The organism is Goodfellowiella coeruleoviolacea (assembly GCF_024171785.1).
Lineage (GTDB): Bacteria > Actinomycetota > Actinomycetes > Mycobacteriales > Pseudonocardiaceae > Goodfellowiella > Goodfellowiella coeruleoviolacea.
Map to the genome: position 1 here is coordinate 3896 of NZ_JAMTCK010000011.1, position 21163 is coordinate 25058.

A 21163-nucleotide genomic window follows, 5' to 3' on the forward strand; every position below is an offset into this window, starting at 1 on the left:
GACACCACCACCCCACCACCCGACACCGCGACCGCCCCAGCCACCAACCCCACCCGCTCCTCGAACAACCCCGGCAACGTCCCCACAACCCGCCCAGACCGTCCTGTTGGGCCGAGCAGACGCTGGCGTTCCGCCGCGTCCAGCACGTCGCTGCTGGCGACAGGCCGATCTGGGGCGGTTGTCATCAGGCTCAGCAGCGTGAGCAACCGGGTCACCAGGAGCCTGGCGGCTTCCTCGTCACACGCGCCGTCCCGGTAGAGCAGCCGCAATCGCGGTCGTTCTCCGGGCAGCACGACCAGGGTGAGCGGGTAGTGGGTGGCTTCGAGACCGCTGATGCCGGTGATCCGCAGTTCCGCGGCCACGCCGTTGATGGCGTCCAGGTCGAGCGGGTAGTTCTCCACCACGGTCACCGTGTCGAACAACTCGCCGATCCCGGCGGCCCGCTGGATGTCAGCCAGTCCGAGGTGGTGGTGCGCGATCAACCGCGCCTGCTCGTCCTGCACCCGGGCCAGCAGCGCTGGCCACGGCTCGTCCGGGCGCAACCGCACCCGCACCGGGATCGTGTTGATGAACAGCCCCAGCATGTCCTCCACGCCACGCAGGTCGGGCGAGCGACCGGACACCGTGGCGCCGAAGACGACGTCGTCCCGACCGGTCAGCCGGCCAAGCAACACCCCCCAGGCTCCCTGCAGCACCGTGTTCAACGTCAGTCCGTGATCACGGGCCCACTCGGTGAGGCCGGCGGGAAGCTCTGCCGTGATCCGGTGCACGGCACCCGTGGCCACACCGGAGCGCACCGGGACCAGCCGGGTCGGTTCGGCCACTCCGGACAGGGCCGCCTGCCAGGCTCGCGCCGCGGCCACTCGGTCCTGCTGGGCGAGCCAGGCCAGGTAGTCCCGGTACGGCCGGGTCGCCGACGGCTGGGCAGCCGGCTCGTGTGCGGTGTACAACGCGAACAGCTCGCGCACCAGCAGGGGCATCGACCAGCCGTCCAGCAGCAGGTGGTGGTAGGTGACCACGAGGCGGTGCCGGCGCGGGCTCCGGTGCACCAGCGTCAGTCGGAGCAGCGGTGGTGCGGCCGGGTCCAGACCAGGTTCCTCGGCCAGCGCGGAATCAAGCCCGGAATCAAGCGCAGAATCAAGCGCTGAATCAAGCGCGGAATCCGCACCGTCCGCTGTGGACAGATCGATCTCGCGCCATGGCACGGTCAGTTCGTGCGGCACGAACGACGTGGGTTCGCCGTTGTCGCGGTAGCGGAAACCAGCTCGCAGGTTCGGGTGCCTGGCGAGCAGGGCGTCACCCGCGGCGCGCAGCCGCGCTGCGTCGACCGGCCCGTCCAGGTCGACGAGCAGCCGCTCCACGTACACCTCGGGGTCACCGTCGAACGTGGTGTGGTAGAGCAGTCCCACCTGCATCGGGGACAGCGGCCAGTCGTCCTGCCCGTGGTGCTCGTCGTGGCGGTGGTCCCACTGCTCACGCCGGTCCGGTGGCGGTTGCTCACCCGGCGTGGTCGGGCGAGCAACCGCGGCCAGTGCGGCGGGAGTCCGGTGCTGGAACACCTCTTCCGGGCTGATCAGCAGTCCGGCTGCCCGAGCCGCGCGCACCAGGCGGAACGCCACGACGCTGTCCCCACCGAGGTCGAAGAACCCGTCATCGACACCGACCGCCGGCAGGGCCAGGGTCTCGGCGAACAACCGGCACAGCAGTTGCTCACCTGGTGTCCGTGGCGCGCCGCTCGACACCAGCCCCTGCCAGTCCGGGGCTGGCAGGGCGGCGCGGTCCAGTTTGCCGTTGCCGGTCAACGGCAGTTCGTCCAGCGGGACAACGGCGGCCGGGATCAACGCCGGGGGCAGCCGGGAGGCGAGAAAGGCACGCAGCTCAGCCGGATCGGGCCGGCCAACCACGTAGCACACCAGACGGCGCTGTCCCGGCTGGTCCTCCCGAACCAACACCACCGCGCGCTCAACCTCCTCGTGCCCGGCGAGCACGGCCTCGATCTCACCCGGCTCGACCCGGATGCCTCGGATCTTGACCTGGTCATCGGTTCGGCCGAGGAACTCCAGATCTCCCGCACCGCCCCAGCGCACCACGTCGCCGGTTCGGTACATCCGCGCTCCGGACTCGCCGAAGGGATCGGCCACGAACCGTTCGGCTGTCAGGTCAGGCCGGTTCAGGTAGCCGCGCGCCAGTCCGGGGCCGGCCACGTACAGCTCCCCCGGCACCCCGACCGGTACCGGCCGCAGCGCGGCGTCGAGCACCCGGCAACGCACGCCGCTGATGGGCCGGCCGATCGAGATGGGCGTGTCCGCGTCGAGCGGTCCGCTCAGCGTGACCGCCACGGTCGTCTCGGTCGGCCCGTAGCCGTTCACCACGCGCCGCCCGGGCAACGCCCACCGGGCAACGGTGTCCCGGTCCAGCACCTCCCCACCGATGAGCAGCCCACGCAGTGCGGGCAGCTCGATGTCGGGCACGGTCGCGAGCATGCTCGGTGTGGCGGTGACATGGGTGATCGCCCGGTCGGCGAGTGCGGCGGCGAACGCCGCGCCGAGCACCCCGGCTCGTTCGGGCAGCACCAGGGTGGCGCCCGTGCACAACGGGGTCAGCAGGTCCGCGACCGACGGGTCGAAGGTGGGCGAAACCGCTTGCAACACCCGGCTTTCCGCATCGATGCCCAGCGCGTCGCGATGCGCTTCCACCAGTGCGGCCAGCCCGGCGTGTGCCACCACCACCCCCTTGGGGCGCCCGGTCGAGCCTGAGGTGTAGATCACGTACGCGGGGTGGTGTGCCAACAGCGGAGCGAGCCGGTCCGCGTCGGTGAGGTCCCGGGTGGACAGTTCCGCACCGGCGTGGACGATCTCGGTGGAGTCCACCAGCAACGCGGGCGCGGCGTCGTCGAGCAGCAAGGCGGTCCGCGCTGGCGGGTGCTCCGGGTCGACGGGCAGGTACGCGCCACCGGCCTTCACCACGGCGAGGACCGCGATCACCAGCTCCGGTGAGCGCGGCAACCGCAGCGCCACCACCGACTCCGGCCCGATGCCCAGGCGCACCAGGTGTCGCGCCAACTGGTTCGCGCTGGCGTTCAACTCCTGGTAGGACAGTCGTAGCGGCCCGCATTCCAGTGCGGTCGCGTCCGGATCGCGCCGCACCTGCGCCTCGAACAGCTCAGGCCAGGTCCGCGGAGTGGGCCCTGGCCCTGCTTCACCCGGCGCTACCGGGTTGTGCGTGTCGCGCTGCCGCGCGGACCGGCTCGCGGCCCGGGCAGGTGGCCTCGGCAGCCGAATCGGATCGGTCATCGGTCACTCCCCCAGGTGTTGCGCCAGCACCCGGCCGACCTGGTCGAGTGCTGGTGGCCGCAGCAGGTTCTGATGGGTGGCGGGTACCGGAACCACCTCAAGCTCACCGTCCACTACGTAGGGTCGCCACGCGGATGGCGCCGGGCGCGACTCGGCGTCCGCCATCGCTCGGATCAGCAGCACGTCTCCGCTGAAGGCCTGGGGAACATGCCGGTAGGTGAGTTCGGTGGAGTGCGCCAGCAGGGACAGGCCGGCCTCGGCGTGCCGCTCGTCCAACACCCCAGGCTCGAAGCCGGGTTCCTGCGCCGCGAGCGCACGCAGTTCCTCCCGGGAGGGTGGTGGGTGTTCAGCGGCGAACGCCGGATCGACCGGGTAGCTGTCCAGCAGGGCCAGCAGGCCGAGGCGTTCGCCGTCGCGCTGCAGGCGGACCGCGATCTCCTGTGCCACCAGCCCGCCGAAGGACCAGCCGATCAGGTGGTACGGGCCGGTGGACTGAACCGCACGGATGTGGTCGAGGTAGTACGTGGCGATGTCCTCGACCGTCGCGTGCGGTTCGCTCAGCCCGTCCACGCCACGGGCCTGCAGCGCGTACACGGGTCGGTCGGGGCTGAGCTGCCGCAGCAGCCCGGCGTAACCCCAACCGAGGCCGCCGGCCGGCGGGAGGCAGAACAGCGGCGGCAGGGAACCCGTGGCCCGCAGGGCGAGCAGCGCGTCGAACTCGACGCCGTCGCGGTACCCGTCGAGCCGTTCGGCCACCCCGGCCACGGTCGGTGCCTCGAACAGCACACCGATTCCGATGTGGACCTGAAACGCCGTGTTGATCCTGTTGACCAGCCGGGTGGCCAGCAGGGAGTGCCCGCCCAGCGCGAAGAAGTCGTCGTCCACGCCGATGTCGCCGACTCCCAGCGCCTCGGCGAACAGCTCAGCGAGCAGCCGCTCCCTCGGCGACGCCGGACCTCGCGTCGAGGTGGTGACCGGCAGGTCGGGCGCGGGCAGTGCGCGCCGGTCCAGCTTTCCGTTCGGAGTGCTCGGCAGGCTGTCCAGGGCCACCACGGCGGCCGGGACCAGGTACGCGGGCAGTTCCTCGGCGAGGGCGGCGCGCAGTTCCGCCGGTTGCACGACCGCCCCGGCCGCTGGCACGACGTACGCCACCAGTCGCCGGTCGCCCGGTCGGTCCTCCCGTGCCACCACCGCGGCCCGCGCGACCTCGGCGCGCCGGTTGAGCACGGCCTCGACCTCACCCGGCTCGATCCGGAAGCCGCGGATCTTGACCTGGTCGTCGGCTCGGCCGAGAAACACCAGGTTGTCGTCTGCCAGCTGGCGTCCGAGATCGCCCGTGCGGTACATCCGACCCCCGGGCGGCCCGAACGGGTCAGCGACGAACCGCTGCGCGGTCAGCGCCGGCTGGTTGAGGTAGCCGCGGGCGAGACCGGGCCCGGCAACGTAGATCTCGCCGGGGACCCCGACCGGTACCGGCCGGAGCGCACGGTCCAACAGGTACACGCGCAAATCGGGCAGGGGCCGGCCGACAACACTGCCGAGCCCGGCCGAGGCCAACCGCGAACCGAGCCCGAGCCGGGTCACGTGCACGGTGGTCTCGGTGATCCCGTACATGTTCACCAATTCCGGCGCGCCCTCCGGATGCCGGGTGTACCAGTCCACCAGCGTGTCGAACCCCAGCGCCTCGCCGCCGAGGATCACCTGGCGCAGCGCGGATCCGCTGAGCGCGGTGGGGTCCTGCTGGTCCGCCCGGTTCAGCTCGGCGAACGCGGACGGCGTCTGGTTGAGCACGGTGACGCCCTCGCGCGCCACCAGGTGCACCAGGTCCTGGGGTGACCTGGCGACCTCCTGCGGCACGATGACAGCCCGTCCCCCGTGCAGCAACGCGCCCCACAGCTCCCAGACGGAGAAGTCGAACGCGTAGGAGTGGCACAGCGCCCAGACATCGCGGACCGTGAAGTCGAACTGGTCGGCGGTGCTGCGGAACAGCCGCACCACGTTCTGGTGCGTCACGACCACGCCCTTGGGTCTGCCGGTCGACCCCGAGGTGTAGATCACGTACGCGGGGTGCTGGGCGGTCAGCGGGCCCCGCCGGTCCGCGTCGGTGAGGTTGGCTGCCGCCGCACCGTCCACTGTGTCCTGCTCACCGAGCACGACGACGGGAACACCCACGTCCACCGGAGTCGCCGGGGTGGTGAGCACGGCCACCGGTGCGGCGTCGGTGAGTGTCAGGGTGACGCGCTCCCCCGGGTACTCCGGATCGATCGGCAGGTAGGCCGCGCCCGTCTTGAGCACCGCCAGCGTCGCCACCACCTGGTCGAGCGACCGCGGCAGCAGCAGCGCCACCACCCGGTCTGGCCCGGCGCCGCGCTCGACCAGCACCCTGGCCAGCCGGTTCGCCCTGCCGTTGAGGTCCGCGTAGGACAGGTGTCCGGTGCCGTCCGACAACGCGATCGCGTCCGGTGTCCGCGCTACCTGTGCCTCGAACAACGCGGGCAGGGTCGACTCGGCAACCGGTCGCGCCGGCGGGGTCCAGTCCAGTGCCGGGCGCCGGACGTCGAGCGGCACCAGCGCGTCGGGCTCGCTGGCCAGCGAGCGCAGCAGTTCCAGGAGAGCGTCGGCGATCGACGCGATGGTGGCTCGGTCGAACAGCTGGGTGGCGTACTCCACCTGAACCGCGATGTCCGCGGTGTCCGCTGCTTCGATCAGCACGAACAGCAGGTCGTACTTTGCCGTGCCGAGTGCCATGCCGCCGAAGGAGGTCAGCCCGTCCGCACCGAAGTAGGAAACCTCCTGGCCCTCGATCTCGGTGAGCCTCGGGATCGTCTGGTGCACGTACATCACGTCGAACAGGGGGGTGCGCGCCAGGTCCCGCACCGGCGCGACCGCCTTGACCACCTCGTCGAACGGGATCTCCTGGTGCTCCAGGCCCGCGGTGACCACGGCACGCACCCGGTTCACCAGCTCGCGGAAGGTGGGGCTGCCATCGAGGTCCGTGCGCAGCGCGATGGTGTTGTTGAAGAAACCGATCAGGTTCCACAGTTCGAGCTTGCTGCGGCCCAGTGTCGGCGTGCCCACCACGATGTCCCGCTGGCCCGAGTACTGGGCGAGCAAGGCGGTGATCCCGGCCAACAGCACCATGAACAGCGTGGCGGACTCCTGGGTCCCCAGTTCCCGCAAGTCCCGCACCAACTCGGCCGGCAGGCGGAACTCGTGCACGTCCCCGCGGAAGTCCTTGCGGGCGGGCCGTGGTCGATCCGTGGGCAGCTCCAGGACGGGGGCGTCGTGGAGTGTGGCACGCCAGTAGGCCAGCTCGCCGTCGAGGGCGCCTGAGGCGACCAGTTGCCGTTGCCAGCGCGCGTAGTCCCGGTAGCGCACCGGAAGCGGTTCCAGCTGGGCCGGCCTGCCCTCGCGGCGCGCCCGGTACAGCTCGGCGAACTCGCTGCTCACGATCGCCGTGGCGAACCCGTCGTTGACCGCGTGGTGCATGGTGACGCAGATGACGTGGTCGTCCTCGGCGACCCGGATGACCATGAGCCGCAGCAGCGGGTCGTGTTCCAGGTCGTACGGACGGGTCAGTTCCGCGACGGCCGCCTGGTCGGCCGCGGTGGTCGGGTCGAGCGCGGTGGAGACGTCAACGAACTGGAAGAACCCCTCCAGGCGCGGGCGGATCACCAGGCGCGGCGCACCGTTGACCGCGAGGAAGTTCGAGCGCAGCACCTCGTGCCGGTCGGCCAGATCCTCGAAGGCGCCGCGCAGCGCGGCCACGTCCAGGAAGCCCCGCACCCGCGACCGCGTCGGCAGGTTGTACAGCGTGGTGCCTGGCTCCAACTGGTGGTGGAACCACATCCGTTCCTGCCCGAAGGAGAGCACCATGTCGTCGGAGCGCGTGATCGGTGGCAGGGGGTCCGCTGGTGCTGTCCGCTGCGCCTCCACGAACGCCGCCAGGTCGGCCAGCGAGGAGTGCTCGTAGGTGTCGAGCAGCTTCATGGTGACGCCGTACCTGTCCTGGATGAGCTGCACCAGCTGCATTCCGATGACGGAGTTCCCACCCATCTCGAAGTAGTCGGCGTCGTCCGGCACTTCGGTCTCGTGCAGCAGGGTGGCGAACAGACCGCGCAACCACTCCAAGACCGACCCGGTCGGCTGCTCCGGTGCCACCTCGGCCAAGCGCACCGCGGGCGGCAACACCCGGGGGGCGGCCGGCACGCGCGGTGTCGACCCGTGCTCGGGCCAGCGGACGAGTTCGTCAGCGGACCGGGCCCAGCAGCGTTCACCGCGGAAGGGGTAGCCGGGCAGGGACAGCCGCGGGGTCGAACCCGCCGGCGTGACGACCGCCCAGTCCAGGTCCACACCCAGTTCGTAAAGCCGGCCGAGAGCAGTCGGCCACCCCGCGTCCCCGGCCGGCAACCGCAGCACCTCCGCGTCGGCGCGGCCGGCCAGACAACCGGTGAGCAACTCGCTGAGTTCACCACGCGGGCCGAGTTCGACGAACACCGTTGGAGCCGAGGCCAACAGCGCGTCGGCAGCGGCCCGCACCCGCACCGGGTCGGCCGGCCGGTGCTGTTCCGGATCGTCCACATCGGATTCGTCACCGGCCAGCAGGCGGGTCGCCCGCCGGGAGATCCCTGAGCTGAGGGTCGCCGCGATCCGAACGCCACAGCTGACGAGCCGGTGGTGGGCCGCCAACTGCGCGGAGACCAGGTCCGGTGTGCCCTCGCCGTCACCGGACAGCAGCGCGACCACCTGCCAGCCCCGTCGGGCCGGGTGTTCCCCGCCCGCCACGCGCAGCAGTGCCTCGGCCAGTTCGCCGGTGCTGCGCGCGGTCACGGCGACGCGGTGCTCGTAGTGGTCCCGCCCCTGGTTCAAGGTGACCGCGACCGCGTCCAGGTCTGGCCGCTGCGCCTGGAGCGCACTGCCCAACCGTTGGCACAGTTCGGCGAGCACGGCACCGGTGCGCGCTGACACACCGACCAGCACGGGCTCATCGCCACGCGTCGAGGCCGCGGGTCGGTCGGCTTCGACGGCCTGTTCCACCACGCAGTGCGCGTTGATCCCGCCCAGGCTGAAGGAGTTCACCCCGGCGCGCCGGGGGTGGCCGTTCGCCGGCCACGGCCGGCCCTCGGTGACGACCTCCAGCCCGGCAGCGTCGAGATCGATCCCGTCGGCCGGGCGTTCGAAGTGCAGCGAGGGGAACAGCTCGCCGTGGTGCACGCTCAACACCGCCTTGATCAGCCCGGCGATCCCACCGGCGTGATCGAGGTGGCCGATGTTGGTCTTCACCGAGCCGATCGGCAGCGGTGCCTCCGCGTCGTGTCCGCTCCTGGCCAACGCCAGTCCGTGCGCCTCGACCGCGTCCCCGAGCCGCGTCCCCGACCCGTGTGCCTCGATGTAGCCGGCGGTCGCCAGGTCGAGGCCGGCCAGCCGCCAGGCCGAACCGATCGCCTCCGCCTGGGCGGACGGGCTGGGTGTGCTGATGGTCGCCGAGTGGAACCCGTTGTGCAGCACGGAGCTTCCCTGGATCACGGCGTAGATCGGGACAGCGTCGCGCAGTGCGCGCGCCACGGTGGTGAGCAGCAGTACGGCGCCGCCTTCTCCGCCTGCGGTGCCGTCGGCCCGGTGGTCGAAGGCGCGGCACCGACCGGTCGGGGACATCACCCCGGTGTAGCGGGACACCTCCTCGGCGGGTGGGCACACCGAACGCAGGCTCACCCCGCCCGCCACCGCGAAGTCCGCGGCACCCAGCACGAGTTCGCGGCAGGCGTGGTGCACCGCGACCAGTGACCCGTTGCAGCCGGTGTCCACGCCGTAGCAGGGGCCGACCGTGCCGAACCGGTAGGCGACCTGGGAGGGCAGCCCCGACGGGACCGTGCCGATCATGCTCAGCGTGTCCGGATCGCTGATCAGGTTCGCGTAGTCGGCGCTCGGTGCGCTGAACACCACCGCTGTGCGACTGCCGTGGAAGCTGGAGGGCCGGTAACCGGCGTCGGTCAGCGCGTTGTGGGTCAGGCACAGGGCGAGCCGGTGTTGCGGGTCGAGCACCTCGGCTTCCCGTTTGGACATTCCGAAGAAGCGGTGGTCGAACTCGTCGATGCGGTCCAGGTAACCCAGTGGCCCGTAGTCGACGGCCGGGTCCAGGCAGGTCGACGCGGCGCGCATCGGTGGCATGGGGCGGACGGAATCCCGGCCCGCCCGCAGGTTCTCCAGGAAATCCGACAAGCTGTCGGCCTCCGGATACCGCAGGGCGATGCCCACGATCGCGACGCCGTAACCCGCCATGTCTTCTCCTCCTCGTGAGCCGCCCGTCGCCGCCGTCAGACTTCGAAGCGCCTCGGGATGGCTTGCTCGTCGCGTCCGCCGGCCCCGCCCTGGCTCCTGGTGATCACCTCGGCCTGCTTCTCGATCGTGGGGAGGTCGAACAGCTCGGCGATGTTGATCGCGCCCGGCCAGGTTTCCTCCAGCCGCTCGAAGAGATCGATCAGCTTCAGGGAGGTGCCGCCCACCACGAAGAAGTTGTCCCGCAGACCGCTTTCGGCGTGTCCGAGCACGGCCGTCCACGCGGCGGCGACCGTGTTCTGCACCGAACTCCACTCCTCGTGCCCCGGTGCGTCCACTGGTGACCCGGCGCTGATCCGCGCGGCCAGCGCGGCACGGTCGGCCTTGCCGGTCGCGGTCACCGGTAGCCGGTCGATCCACTCGAAGCGTTCCGGGATGGCGTGCTCCACCAGGTGCGCTCGGCAGAACTCGCGCAGGACGAGGGTGGACGGCCGGTCGGCGCCGGTCGTGTCCGCGACCAGGAAGGCGACCAGCTGGCCGTGGCCGAACACGGCCACCACCTGCCGGACTGCCGGGTGTTCCTCCAGGACGTGCTCGATCTCGCCGAGTTCGACCCGGTTGCCGCGAATCTTCACCTGGTGGTCGACACGGCCGTGGAACTCCAGCTCACCGCGCTCGTTGACGCTGGCCAGGTCCCCGGTCCGGTACAGCCGTTCGCCAGGTCCGTGACCGGTGGGGTCGGCCACGAACCGTTCGGCGGTGAGTGCGGGTCGCGCCGCGTAGCCCATGGCGACGAACCCACCGATGTAGAGTTCACCGGTGGTTCCCGTGGGCACCGGTTGGAGCCGCTCGTCGAGCACCAGGGCCCGTGCGCCAGGACACGGTTTGCCGATCGGCACGGTCGGCGCCGAGGCGTCGACCCGGTGCGCCGTGCAGGACACCACGGTTTCGGTCGGCCCGTAGATGTTGACCAGTTCCGTGGCGGGCAGCTTCTCCTGGTGCCGCTTGGCCAGCTCGCGAGTGCACACCTCACCCCCGACGATCGCGAGGGTCAGGCTCGTCAGTGACCGCGCGTGATCGAGCAGCAACCGGTAGAACGACGGCACGACAAAGGTGTGCGTCGCCGCGTGCTCACGGGCCAGGCGTGCCACTTCCACCGGGTTGGGGAGTTGGCGGCGGTCGGGGAAGACGGCGGTGCCGCCCTGGCCGAGAGTCCAGAACAGGTCGCCGAGTGCCCCGTCAAAGGACATCGACATCACCACCAGGAACACCGGGCGCCCACCTCGGGCCCAGGCGTTCCGGGCCGCGACCGCGGTGGCCAGCTGGCCCCGGCTCACCATCACCGCCTTGGGTGTTCCGGTGGTCCCCGAGGTGAAGATGAGGTAGGCACAGGCATCCTCGTGCACCGGCACCGCGCTGGTTGTGGCCTGCTCCGGCACGTCGATGTCGACCAGCCGGGGTCCGTCACCCGAGGCTGCCAGCGCGGTCCAGAGTGGCGTGTCCGACGCGGCGGTGTCCGCGCCGGAGTGCACAATCGCGGCGCAGTCGCTGTCGGCCAGCAGCGCGCGGATCCGCGACAGCGGGTGGTGTGGCTCGATCACCGCCCAGGAGGCGCCTGTTCGCAGTGCGGCGAGCATGCCGACCACGGTGTCCGCGCTCTGGTTCAGGTACAGGCACACCGTGCGGCCTGGGCGCACTCCGTTCTCGACCAGCCGTCCGGCAAGTGCTGCCGAGGCCTGCTCCAGCTCGCGGTAGCTGAGTGCTCGATCGCCCACGACCAACGCGGTGGTGTCGGGCGTCCTCGCCACCTGCGCCTGAAACAGTTCGATCACTGGTTGGGCCACCTGGCCACGTTATCGACGGGCCACGGCGGCCAGTAGTTTGTTAACTCGTCAGGAAAAAGCGGTGTCTGGCAGCCGTGGCGCGCCAGCGCCGACCGGGTTGACCGGTGTTGGCCACAGCGTTGCCGACAGCACGCCGATCGCGCGTCAAGTGGACGGGATCAAGGACTTTTCCTCCTGGGGAAACATGAGTCAGGACACAGGATCGCGGGTTGCGGGACGCCTCAACAGGTCAATAGCCTGCGACCAATTTGGTTTTCCGGGAGAGCAGGAGTCTCCGCACTGACCGCCCACCCCAGCTCTGGTCGTCGCCGTTGTCGAGTCACCGCGTGGTGCGCCGGCGCCGGACAGGAGCGGACTGTTCGCAGCACTGGGCGGGAACAACAACCGAACGAACCGGGGAGCGTGCGCTGTGGCCGAGGGACAGCAACCAGCAGTCGCGGAACCTCCTGGCGAGCTGACCGAGCAACTGCTGCGGTTCTTCTCCACGCTCACCTCGGTCGACATCGGCCCCGATGACGACTACTTCGCGCTCGGCCTGGTGAACTCGTTGCGCGCGCTGGAGATCGTCACCCACGTCGAGCACGCCTACGGGATCTCCGTGGAGATCGACGATCTCGACCTGGACAACTTCCGCACGGTCACCAGAATCGCGGAGTTCGTGGCGCGCAAGCAGCGGCGGGCGGCGGATGCCAGCGGGGAGAGGCGTTAGCCCATGCTGGACCTGTCCACTCTGGTCGCACTCGCCGAGGCCGACGCCGACGGCTGGGACAGCGATGCCGGCCTGCCCGATGAGGTGATCAGGTTGGCCGCCCGGCTCGGCGTGTTCGGCATCGACCAGCCGACCGAGTACGGAGGACTCGGGCTGGGCCCGGGTGAGCTGGGTGCGGCGGCGGCGCGCCTGGGTGGCGTCTGCACGGCGTTGCGCTCGCTGCTCACGGTCACCGGGGTGGTGACCGCGGCGATCCAGCGCTGGGGCACGGCCGAACAGCGCGCCACGTGGTTGCCTCGGCTCATCGCCGGGGAAGCGGTGGCCGGATTCGCGGTGACCGAGCCGGGCGCGGGCAGTGACCTGTCCGCCGTGTGCACCCGGATCGAACCGGGTCCCGGTGGCCACCGGGTGCACGGCCGCAAGCTCTGGATCACCTTCGGGCAGGCGGCCGATGTGCTGCTGGTGCTGGGCAGGGCACCGAACGGTCCGGTGGCGGCGCTGGTGGAGACCGACCGTCCCGGAGTCGTTGTCGAGCCGGTGCGCGGACAGCTGGGGTTGCGCGGCTGTCGGCTGGCGCACGTGTCGTTCGAGGGCGTGCACCTGCCCGCTGACCGGCTCGTCGCTCCGGCCGGGTTCGGTCTGTCCCATGTGGCCAGTACGGCACTGGACCACGGCCGGTTCACCGTCGCCTGGGGCTGTGTCGGCATGGCGCGGGCCTGCCTGGCGGACATGACGGCGCACGTGTCGACCCGACGGCAGGGCGATGTCGCGCTGGCCGACCACCAGTCGGTGCGCACCCGGCTGGGGCAGGCGCACGCCGAGGTCGAGGGCGCGTGGGCGCTGTGTGAGCGGGCCGCGCGGGAACGCGCCAGCCAGTCACCGGGGCGGATCATGGCGACGGTGCTGGCCAAGTACGCGGCGGGCAGGGCCGCGGCGTCGGTCAGCCAGCGGGCGGTGCAGGCGTTGGGCGCGGTCGGCTGCGCACCGGGCAGCCGGGTGGCGCGGTTCTTCCGGGACGCCAAGGTCATGCAGATCATCGAGGGCGCGGACGAGGTCGCCGAGGTGGTGCTGGGGGATCACGTGCTGGCCGCGCACCACGGCTCGCGAGCCGACCGGGAGTGAACCCACGGGAGGGGAATCGGGTGGCACGGACCGTCAAGTGTCTGGTGTGGGACCTCGACGACACGGTGTGGGACGGCGTTGTGCTGGAACAGGACGGTGGCCGGCCCAAGCCGGAGGTGTTGCGGGTGTTGGACATCCTGGACCAGCGCGGCATCCTGCACGCGGTGGCCAGCCGGGGCGACCACGCGGCGGCCACCGAGCACCTGCTCCGCCACGGCGTCGCCGACATGTTCTCCGAGCTGCGGGTGAACTGGGGAGCCAAGTCCGCCTCGGTGCGCCAGATCGCCGAGGCGTTGAACATCGGCCTGGACACGATCGCCTTCATCGACAACGATCCGGTGGAGCGGGCCGAGGTGGCCGCGGCGCTCCCGGAGGTTCGCGTCTACCCGGTGGAGCGGTTGGCGGAGCTGCCCGACCTGCCGGAGTTCACGCCGCCGACGCTGACCGAGGAGGCCAGGCAGCGGCGGGCGCTGTACCGGGCTGACCGGGTGCGGCAGCGCAGCGAGGAGGCGTTCGAGGGCTCGCCAGCGGATTTCCTCGCCTCCCTCAACCTGGAGATGACCGTTCGCCGGGCCGCTGAGGCCGACCTGGCCAGGGCGCACGAGCTGACCGTGCGGACCCACCAGCTCAACACCACCGGCCAGACCTTCGACATCGACGAGTTGCGGGAACTCACCCGTTCACCCCGCCACGAGGTGTTGGTGGCGGCCTTGCGGGACCGGTTCGGCAGCTACGGCACGATCGGGTTGGCGGTCTCCGAGACACGCGGCACTGACAGCGTGCTGCGTCTGCTGCTGATGTCCTGCCGGGTGATGTCGCGCGGTGTGGGCACCGCCCTGATCAGCCACATCGTCGACCGGGCGCGGAACAGGGGTTTCCGGGCGGTGGCCGAGTTCGTGCCCACCGAGGTCAACCGGGTGATGTTGGTGACGTTGCGGTTCGCCGGCTTCGCCGTTGTCGACGCGGAGTCCACCCCCATGGTGCTGGCCGTGCCCGACCAGTCCGGCGCACGCCCGGACACCGGGCACGTGGTGGTCGTCGACGTGGACGAGTCCAGATGAGACAGCCGGCGGCGGAGTCGGCTCGAACGCCGGTGCCGTCGGCGCCAGTGCACGGGTGACGGACCGGACCCCACTGGGACGGAGAGGACGGTGTGGTAGGTGCCAGAGTCAGTGGAGTCCACTGTGGTCGGTGTGGTGGGTGCCGGCACCATGGGCGCGGGCGTGGCGCAGTGCGCGGCGCAGGCCGGGTACCGGGTGGTCGTGGTCGATCCCGCCCCGGAGGCGGTGGCGCGGGCCCGCGCCCGCGTGGTCGAGTCGCTGAAGTTGAGCCGCCTGCTCGCCCGTGGCACGGCGACCGCCACTCCGGACGAGGTGCTCGCCCGGGTGAGCTGGGCCCAGCGGCTGGACCAACTGGACGGGGCCGGGTTCGTCGTCGAGTGCGTGACCGAGCGGCAGGACCTCAAGGAGGCGGTGTTCGCGGAGTTGGACCGGTGCACGCCGGCCGAGGCCGTGTTGGCCTCGTGCACCTCGGCCATTCCGATCGCCGGTCTGGCCGCGCGCACCACCCGGCCGGACCGGGTGCTCGGCCTGCACTTCATGAACCCGGCGCCGCTGAAGAAGACCGTTGAGGTGGTGCGCGCACCGGCCACGTCCGAGCGGGCCATGAACGCGGCGCTGACGCTGCTGCGCAACCTGGGCAAGGACGCCGTCGTGGTGCCCGACGGGCCTGGCTTCGTGCTCAACCGGGTGCTGATGTTGACCATCGCGGAGGCCGCGGCTGCGGTCACCGCCGACACCACGGGCGCCGAGACCGTGGACGCGGTCTTCGAGCGCTGCCTCGGGCATCCGATGGGACCGCTGCGCACCGCCGACCTGATCGGATTGGACAACGTGCTCGACACCCTGAACGTGTTGCGGGCCAACACCGGCGACGACCGGTACCGGGTACCGCCGGTGCTGGCCGACCTGGTCCGGAACGGGCACTTCGGCCGCAAGACCGGTCGGGGCTTTCACGTCTACTCCTGAGTCGATCAGCCGCTGGCGGAGGGGAACGAGATGCGCGTGGACAGCGTGGGCGGGCCAGAGCCGGGTCAACCGGTGCAGACGCGGGCCGAGCGCACACCGGAGGCGACAGCGGTGGTGACCGGCGTGCGTCGGCAGGGCGTTCGGCCGACGCGGCACGGCGCGGGCCAGGCCCTCGGCCGACGAGACCGTGCCCGCCTCGCCGCAGGGACGCGGTGAGCGGCGGTGTCCGCGATCGCACTGCGGGCGGCGTCCTGGTACCTGCCCGACGACTCGCTGGCCGTGGCCGACCTCCCGGAACTCGCCGGGCTGCGTGCGGTGGAGCGCGAGACCTGTCTTGCCCTGGGCGTCGACCGGGTCGCGGTGGCTGACGACCTGAGCGCGGTCGACCTGGGGGTGCGCGCCGCCCAGCAGGCGCTGGCGCAGGCGGGGTTGCGACCAGACGACGTGGATGTGCTGATCCTGGTGCAGCCGCGGGCGCCGGAGGCGTTGATGGCCTCCGACGCCACCCACACCCAGGCGTTGCTCGGCGCGCACCGCGCGTTGTCGTTCTCCGTGGGGGATCTGGGCTGCGCGTCGATCGCACCGGCCCTGCTCACCGCCCGGGGCCTGCTGAGCGCCGATCCCGACCTGCGGACCGTCCTGGTGGTGCACGGCAGCAAACCCGCGCCGCCGCACCGCTACCGCCACCCGGTCACGGTGAACGGCGACAGCGGGCAGGCGCTGGTGGTGTCCAGACAGGGCCCGGTCCGCGTGCTCGACATCCTGGTGGAGACCAACGGCGCCTACTGGGACCTGTTCCGGGTCGACTACCGCGACCAGCCGTGGCAGCAGTGGCGGGAGAAGTGCACGAACGTGGCCACGTACTCGTTCCGACTCGGTGGGGAGACGCGCAACCGACTGCGCGCTCTTTATGACCGGCTGTTGCGGCGCAACGGGCTGCGGCCCGACGAGATCACCCACCACGTCAGCCACAACCTGTCGCTCGGGGGATTCCGCTTCCTGGAGGAGTCGCTCGGTGTCGAGATCGACGAGGTGTGCCGCACCAACCTCCGGCGCTACGGCCACCTCGGCCCCAACGACATGCTGCTCAACCTCTACGCCGCGCTGGGGCCGCGACCGGCCGGCACCACCAGCCGGGTCGTCGCGTTCAACGCCAGTCCGGCGGCGGCGTGGAGTGCGATGCTGGTCGAAACCGGGCACAAAGTGCTGGCCGGTTGACCGCTGGCGGCGCGCGGGGGCGGCTCGGGCAGCACCGAGGGGCGAGTCCCGAACCGCCGCGCCCCGTCAGGGCTGGAGGTCGGTCACTCCTCTGCCGCTGGCCATGTCCAGTGGCACCGAAACCTGGTCGTGCGCGATCAACCACTCGCCGTCGACCTTCCGGAAGCAGAACGTGGCCCGGACCCACATGCCGCTCGTCACCGTCCCGTTCTTCAGCGTCCCGCTGAGCCGACCGAAGCAGTGCCCGAACGCCACGGTCTCGTCCACGGTGAGCGTCAGATCGCGCACCTCGTAAGCCAGGTCCTGGAAGAACGTGAAGGCGTTGGCCCAGTTCTTCAGCTTCGCCGCGATCCCGACATGCCGCAGTGGCGGCTCGACGTCGAAGGACACGACGTCCGTCGTGTAGAGCCGCTTGAGGCCGTCGAGATCCTTGGCGCGGATTCCTTCGACGATCTTGTCGATCCGCTGCCTGATCTCGGCTTCGTCCACCTCGCGTTGTGCGGGCACTGCCGCCCACCCCTTCCATCCGGTGTGAAATCGTCGCTTCCCACCAGTACGACGACACGGTCCACCGGAATGTCAGGGGCGGGGGCAGCCCGGCAGGGCCAGCCCGGTCAGGAACGCCGGGCAGGCGTGGAGCCCCGGGGACATCGGCGTCCTCCCCCGCCCCTGGGGCCGCTCGGGTGGTGAACTGGGGTGGGTCAGCCGCCGACGGCTTTTCTCAGGTGCACCGCGGTGGGGCTGTCGCCGTTGTCCAGCATCTCGGCCGGTGTGCCGGTGAAGATGACCTGTCCTCCTTCGTGTCCGGCGCCGGGGCCGATGTCGATGATCCAGTCGGCCTGGGCGATGACGGCGAGGTTGTGCTCGATCACGACGACGGACCGGCCGGTGTCGACGATGCGGTTGAGCATGGCGTTGAGGGTGTCGGTGTCCGCCAGGTGCAGACCGCTGCTGGGTTCGTCGAGGACGTAGGTGTGCGCGTCCGAGGTCAGCGAGGCGGCGAGCTTGAGGCGTTGCCGTTCGCCGCCGGACAGGCTGGTCAGCGGCTGGCCGAGCCGCAGGTAGGGCAGCCCGACGTCGAGCAGCCGCCGCAGGGTGGCGGCCGCCTTGCCGGTGTGGAAGACCGCGAGGGCGTCGGAGACCTCCAGGTTGAGCACTTCGTCGATGGTGAGCCCGTGCAGGCGGTGGGTGAGCACCTCCGGCTTGAACCGGCGCCCGCCGCACTCCTCGCACGTGGTGGTGACACCGGCCATGACGGCGAGGTCGGTGTAGATGACGCCGTGGCCACCGCACGCTGGGCAGGCACCGTCGGAGTTGGAGCTGAAGAGGGAGGCCTTCACCCCGTTCGCCTTGGCGAAGGCGGCGCGGATGGTGTCGAGCAGACCGGTGAAGGTGGCGGGGTTGGACCGGCGCGATCCGCGGATCGGTGACTGGTCGACGAGGACCACCCCCTCGCGGGCGCTGAGGGATCCGTGGATGAGCGAGGACTTCCCCGACCCGGCGACACCGGTGACGGCGACGAGGACTCCGGTGGGGATGTCCACGGACACGTCCTTGAGGTTGTTCGTCGTGGCGTGCCTGATGGCGAGGTGGCCGGTTGGGGTGCGCACGGTGTCGCGCAGCCTGGGTGGTCGGTCGAGGAGACGCCCGGTGACCGACTCGGAAGCGGACAACCCGCTCGGCGGTCCGGAGTAGACGATCCGCCCGCCGGCGTCGCCCGCGCCGGGGCCGAGGTCGACGACGTGGTCGGCGATGGCGATCACCTGGGGGTTGTGCTCGATCACCAGGATGGTGTTGCCCTTGTCCCGCAGTTGCAGCATCAGGTCGCTCATCCGGGCGACGTCGTGCGGGTGCAGACCGGCGGTCGGCTCGTCGAAGACGTAGGTGACATCGGTCAGCGGCGAGCCGAGGTGGCGGACCATCTTGACGCGTTGCGCCTCACCGCCGGAGAGCGTGCCCGACTCCCGGTCGAGGCTCAGGTAGCCCAGGCCCAGGTCGACCATGGCGGTGAGCATGCCCGCCAGCGAGGCGCGCGCGGGCGCGATGGCGGGATCGGCCAGCGATTCGACCCAGGGCAGCAGCTCGGTGATCTCCCACCGGGCGCACTCGCCGATCGTGCTGCCGTTGACCGTGGCGGTCCGGGGCGCTTCGGCCAGCCGGGTGCCCCCGCAGTCGGGGCAGGGGCTGACCGTGGACGCCCGCTCGACGAACGCGCGGATGTGGCGCTGCCGGGACTCGGTGTCCTTGAAGAAGACGCGGCGCACCTTGGGCACGAGCCCCTCGTAGGTGGTGTTCATCCCGCCGAGGCGCGTCTTGGTCGGCTCCTGGTACATGAGCCACGCCCACTCCTCGGGTGTGTAGTCGGCCAGGCGCTTGTCCGGGTCGAGCCGCTCGGACTCGGCGTAGTAGCGCCAGTACCAGGTCCCCGGGCCGAAGTTGGGGACCGTGATCGCTCCCTCGTTCAGGGTCCGGGACCGGTCGACCAGCTGGGTTTCGTCGATCGAGGCGAGCCGGCCGAGACCTTCGCAGGCCGGGCACATGCCCTCGGGCAGGTTGAAGGAGAAGTGGCTCGACGAGCCGACGTGCGGGGTGGAGAGCCGGCTGAAGACCAGCCGCAGCAGCGAGTACACGTCGGTCGCGGTTCCCACCGTCGAGCGGGCGTTGGCGGCGAGGGGCTCCTGGTCGATGACGATCGCCGCGGTGAGGTTCTCCAGGGAGTCGACCTCCGGGCGGCGGTAGGCCGGCAGGTAGGTCTGCGCGAACGCCGAGTACGTCTCGTTGATGAGCCGGCGCGACTCGGCGGCGATCGTGGCGAAGATCAGTGAGGACTTGCCGGACCCGGACACCCCGGTCGCGACGGTCAGCTTGCGCTTGGGCAGGTCGACCGAGACGTTCTTCAGGTTGTGCGCCCGGGCGCCCCGCACCCGGATGGTGTCGTGGTGGTCCGGCTGGCGGTCGTTCGCGGTCATGGTGCCTTGTCTCTGTGCGGTGCGGGTGGCATTGCGGTGCGGACGGCGGTTCGCGGGCGCGCCTGGTTCAGCGCGCGAGCGAGCGGTACTGGCGGTAGGCCAGCGGCAGGAAGACCGCGGTGAGCACGGCCGGCCACAGCACGGCGAGCAGGACCGAGTGGTCCGCGGCCCAGGTGTGCGCGGCCCAGGTGGGGTTGCCGAACAGCTCCCGGACGGCGGTGGCGGTCGCCGAGAGCGGGTTCCACGTGGCGATCGCTCCCAGCCAGGTGGGCATCGTCTCCGGGGAGACGAACGCGCTGGAGAGGAACCCGACAGGCCACACCAGCACCTGCACGGACACGGCCGACTCCGGGGTCCTGAGCAGGAGCCCGAGGTAGATGCCGAGCCAGACGAAGGCGAACCGCAACCACAGCAGCAGCCCCAGCGCCACCAGGGCGGGGACGAGGCCGTGCTGCGGCCGCCACCCCACCACCAGGCCGGTGGCGACCATGACGGCGAGGCCGGCGAGCGCGTTGAGCATGTCGGCCCAGCTGCGCCCGGTGAGCACGGCGACCCCGCTGACCGGCATCGCCCGGATCCGCTCGGTGACGCCCCTGGCTGCGTCGGAGGTCACCGCCACGACCACGGACTCCAGGCCGAACAGCATGGTCATGGCGAGCATGCCGGGGATGACGAAGTCGGTGTAGGTGCCGTCGGGGATGGCCATCGCACCGCCGAACAGGTACCCGAACATCACCACCATCAACACCGGGAACAGCAGCTCAAGCAGGATCGAGGCCGGGCGCTGCCGCCAGTGCAGGAGGATCCGGCGGGTCAGGGTCGCGGCATCGCGCGACCACGAGGCGAACTGCGGTGCGCCGGTGGGGGTACTCATCGTGCTGCCTCCGCGGCTGGTGGGGTGGACGTGGTGGCGGTGTGCCCGGTGAGGTGCAGGAACACCTCGTCCAGGCTCGGCTTGCGGACGACCGTCTCCAGCCGGTCCGGCCCGACCTTGGCCTTGAGTTCGTCCGGCGTGCCCTCGGCGACGACGCGGCCCGCGTCGATGACCGCGATCTGGTCGGCCAGCTGGTCGGCTTCCTCCAGGTACTGCGTGGTCAGCAACACCGTGGTGCCGGTGTCGACCAGATCGCGGACATGGCCCCAGACCTCGATGCGGGCGGCCGGGTCGAGCCCGGTGGTGGGTTCGTCCAGGAACAGCACTGGCGGGGACAGGATCAGGCTGGTGGCCAGATCGAGTCGACGCCGCATCCCGCCGGAATAGCCCGCGACGGGCCGCTCCGCCGCCTCGGTGAGACCGAACTGGTCCAGCAGCTCACCGGCTCGCCGCCGCGCTGCCCTGGCCGTCAGGTGACCAAGCCGACCGAACATCTCCAGGTTCTGCCTACCGGTCAGGATCTCGTCCACCGAGGCGTTCTGGCCGACCAGCCCGATCCGGTACCGCACCTGCCTCGGGTGGCGGACCGCGTCGAAACCGGCCACGAACACCTCGCCGCTGTCCGGACGCAGCAGGGTGGTCAGGATCCGAACCGCGGTGGTCTTGCCGGCACCGTTGGGCCCGAGCAGCCCGCACACCGTGCCGGGCCGCACGCTCAGGTCGAATCCGTCCAGTGCGATTCGGTCGCCGTATCGCTTGCGCAGGCCGCTCGCGCGGATCCCCTCGGGCGGCCCGTTTCGCACACTCTCTCCGTACGCCATACGGAGAACG

The 21163-nt window shown here is 71.0% G+C and carries 12 protein-coding genes; 5 read left to right on the forward strand and 7 right to left on the reverse strand.

The window, feature by feature from the left end:
* The 3 genes from LX83_RS22915 to LX83_RS22925 all read right to left on the reverse strand — a co-directional run.
* Window positions 1-3293, reverse strand: a 3293-nt coding sequence (locus LX83_RS22915) for a non-ribosomal peptide synthetase (protein ID WP_253774739.1), incomplete at its 3' end; no start/stop codon positions are given.
* A gap of 3 nt (window positions 3294-3296) precedes the next feature.
* Entirely contained in the window at window positions 3297-9572 is a 6276-nt protein-coding gene (locus tag LX83_RS22920; protein WP_253774741.1) for a non-ribosomal peptide synthetase, read from the reverse strand.
* A gap of 35 nt (window positions 9573-9607) precedes the next feature.
* The gene (locus LX83_RS22925; RefSeq protein WP_253774743.1) at window positions 9608-11401 is read right to left on the reverse strand and encodes a non-ribosomal peptide synthetase; all 1794 of its coding nucleotides are present in this window, start codon (window positions 11399-11401) and stop codon (window positions 9608-9610) included.
* 421 nt (window positions 11402-11822) lie between these two features.
* Between LX83_RS22925 and LX83_RS22930 the strand changes: the two genes are divergently transcribed.
* The 5 genes from LX83_RS22930 to LX83_RS22950 all read left to right on the forward strand — a co-directional run bounded on the left by LX83_RS22930 (window position 11823) and on the right by LX83_RS22950 (window position 16489).
* Window positions 11823-12122, forward strand: coding sequence for an acyl carrier protein (locus tag LX83_RS22930; RefSeq protein WP_308204029.1), 300 nt, complete (start codon window positions 11823-11825; stop codon window positions 12120-12122).
* A gap of 3 nt (window positions 12123-12125) precedes the next feature.
* Window positions 12126-13244 carry an acyl-CoA dehydrogenase family protein gene (locus tag LX83_RS22935; protein ID WP_253774745.1) on the forward strand — a complete coding sequence of 373 codons (1119 nt, stop codon included), beginning with the start codon at window positions 12126-12128 and terminating at the stop codon, window positions 13242-13244.
* Window positions 13245-13264: 20 nt separating this feature from the next.
* A complete protein-coding gene (locus tag LX83_RS22940) occupies window positions 13265-14305 on the forward strand; it encodes an HAD-IIIC family phosphatase (protein WP_253774747.1) in 1041 nt (346 codons plus the stop codon).
* A 99-nt stretch (window positions 14306-14404) separates the two neighbouring features.
* Window positions 14405-15271, forward strand: a complete 867-nt coding sequence (locus LX83_RS38490) for a 3-hydroxyacyl-CoA dehydrogenase family protein (RefSeq protein WP_253774749.1) — start codon at window positions 14405-14407, stop codon at window positions 15269-15271.
* Between the two features lie 222 nt (window positions 15272-15493).
* Window positions 15494-16489, forward strand: coding sequence for a 3-oxoacyl-ACP synthase (locus LX83_RS22950; protein WP_253774763.1), 996 nt, complete (start codon window positions 15494-15496; stop codon window positions 16487-16489).
* 66 nt (window positions 16490-16555) lie between these two features.
* On the opposite strand, the gene LX83_RS22955 is transcribed toward LX83_RS22950, so the two are convergent.
* The 4 genes from LX83_RS22955 to LX83_RS22970 form a co-directional block, all read right to left on the reverse strand.
* Window positions 16556-16996 carry a YybH family protein gene (locus tag LX83_RS22955; RefSeq protein ID WP_253774765.1) on the reverse strand — a complete coding sequence of 147 codons (441 nt, stop codon included), beginning with the start codon at window positions 16994-16996 and terminating at the stop codon, window positions 16556-16558.
* 194 nt (window positions 16997-17190) lie between these two features.
* Window positions 17191-19458, reverse strand: a complete 2268-nt coding sequence (locus LX83_RS22960; protein ID WP_253774767.1) for an ATP-binding cassette domain-containing protein — start codon at window positions 19456-19458, stop codon at window positions 17191-17193.
* A 67-nt stretch (window positions 19459-19525) separates the two neighbouring features.
* Window positions 19526-20332 (reverse strand): ABC transporter permease, encoded by an 807-nt coding sequence (locus LX83_RS22965; RefSeq protein WP_253774769.1) that lies wholly within the window; start codon window positions 20330-20332, stop codon window positions 19526-19528.
* A complete protein-coding gene (locus LX83_RS22970) occupies window positions 20329-21153 on the reverse strand; it encodes an ABC transporter ATP-binding protein (RefSeq protein WP_253774771.1) in 825 nt (274 codons plus the stop codon). Before LX83_RS22970 ends, LX83_RS22965 begins: the two co-directional genes overlap by 4 nt.
* Between the last annotated feature and the right edge of the window lie 10 nt (window positions 21154-21163).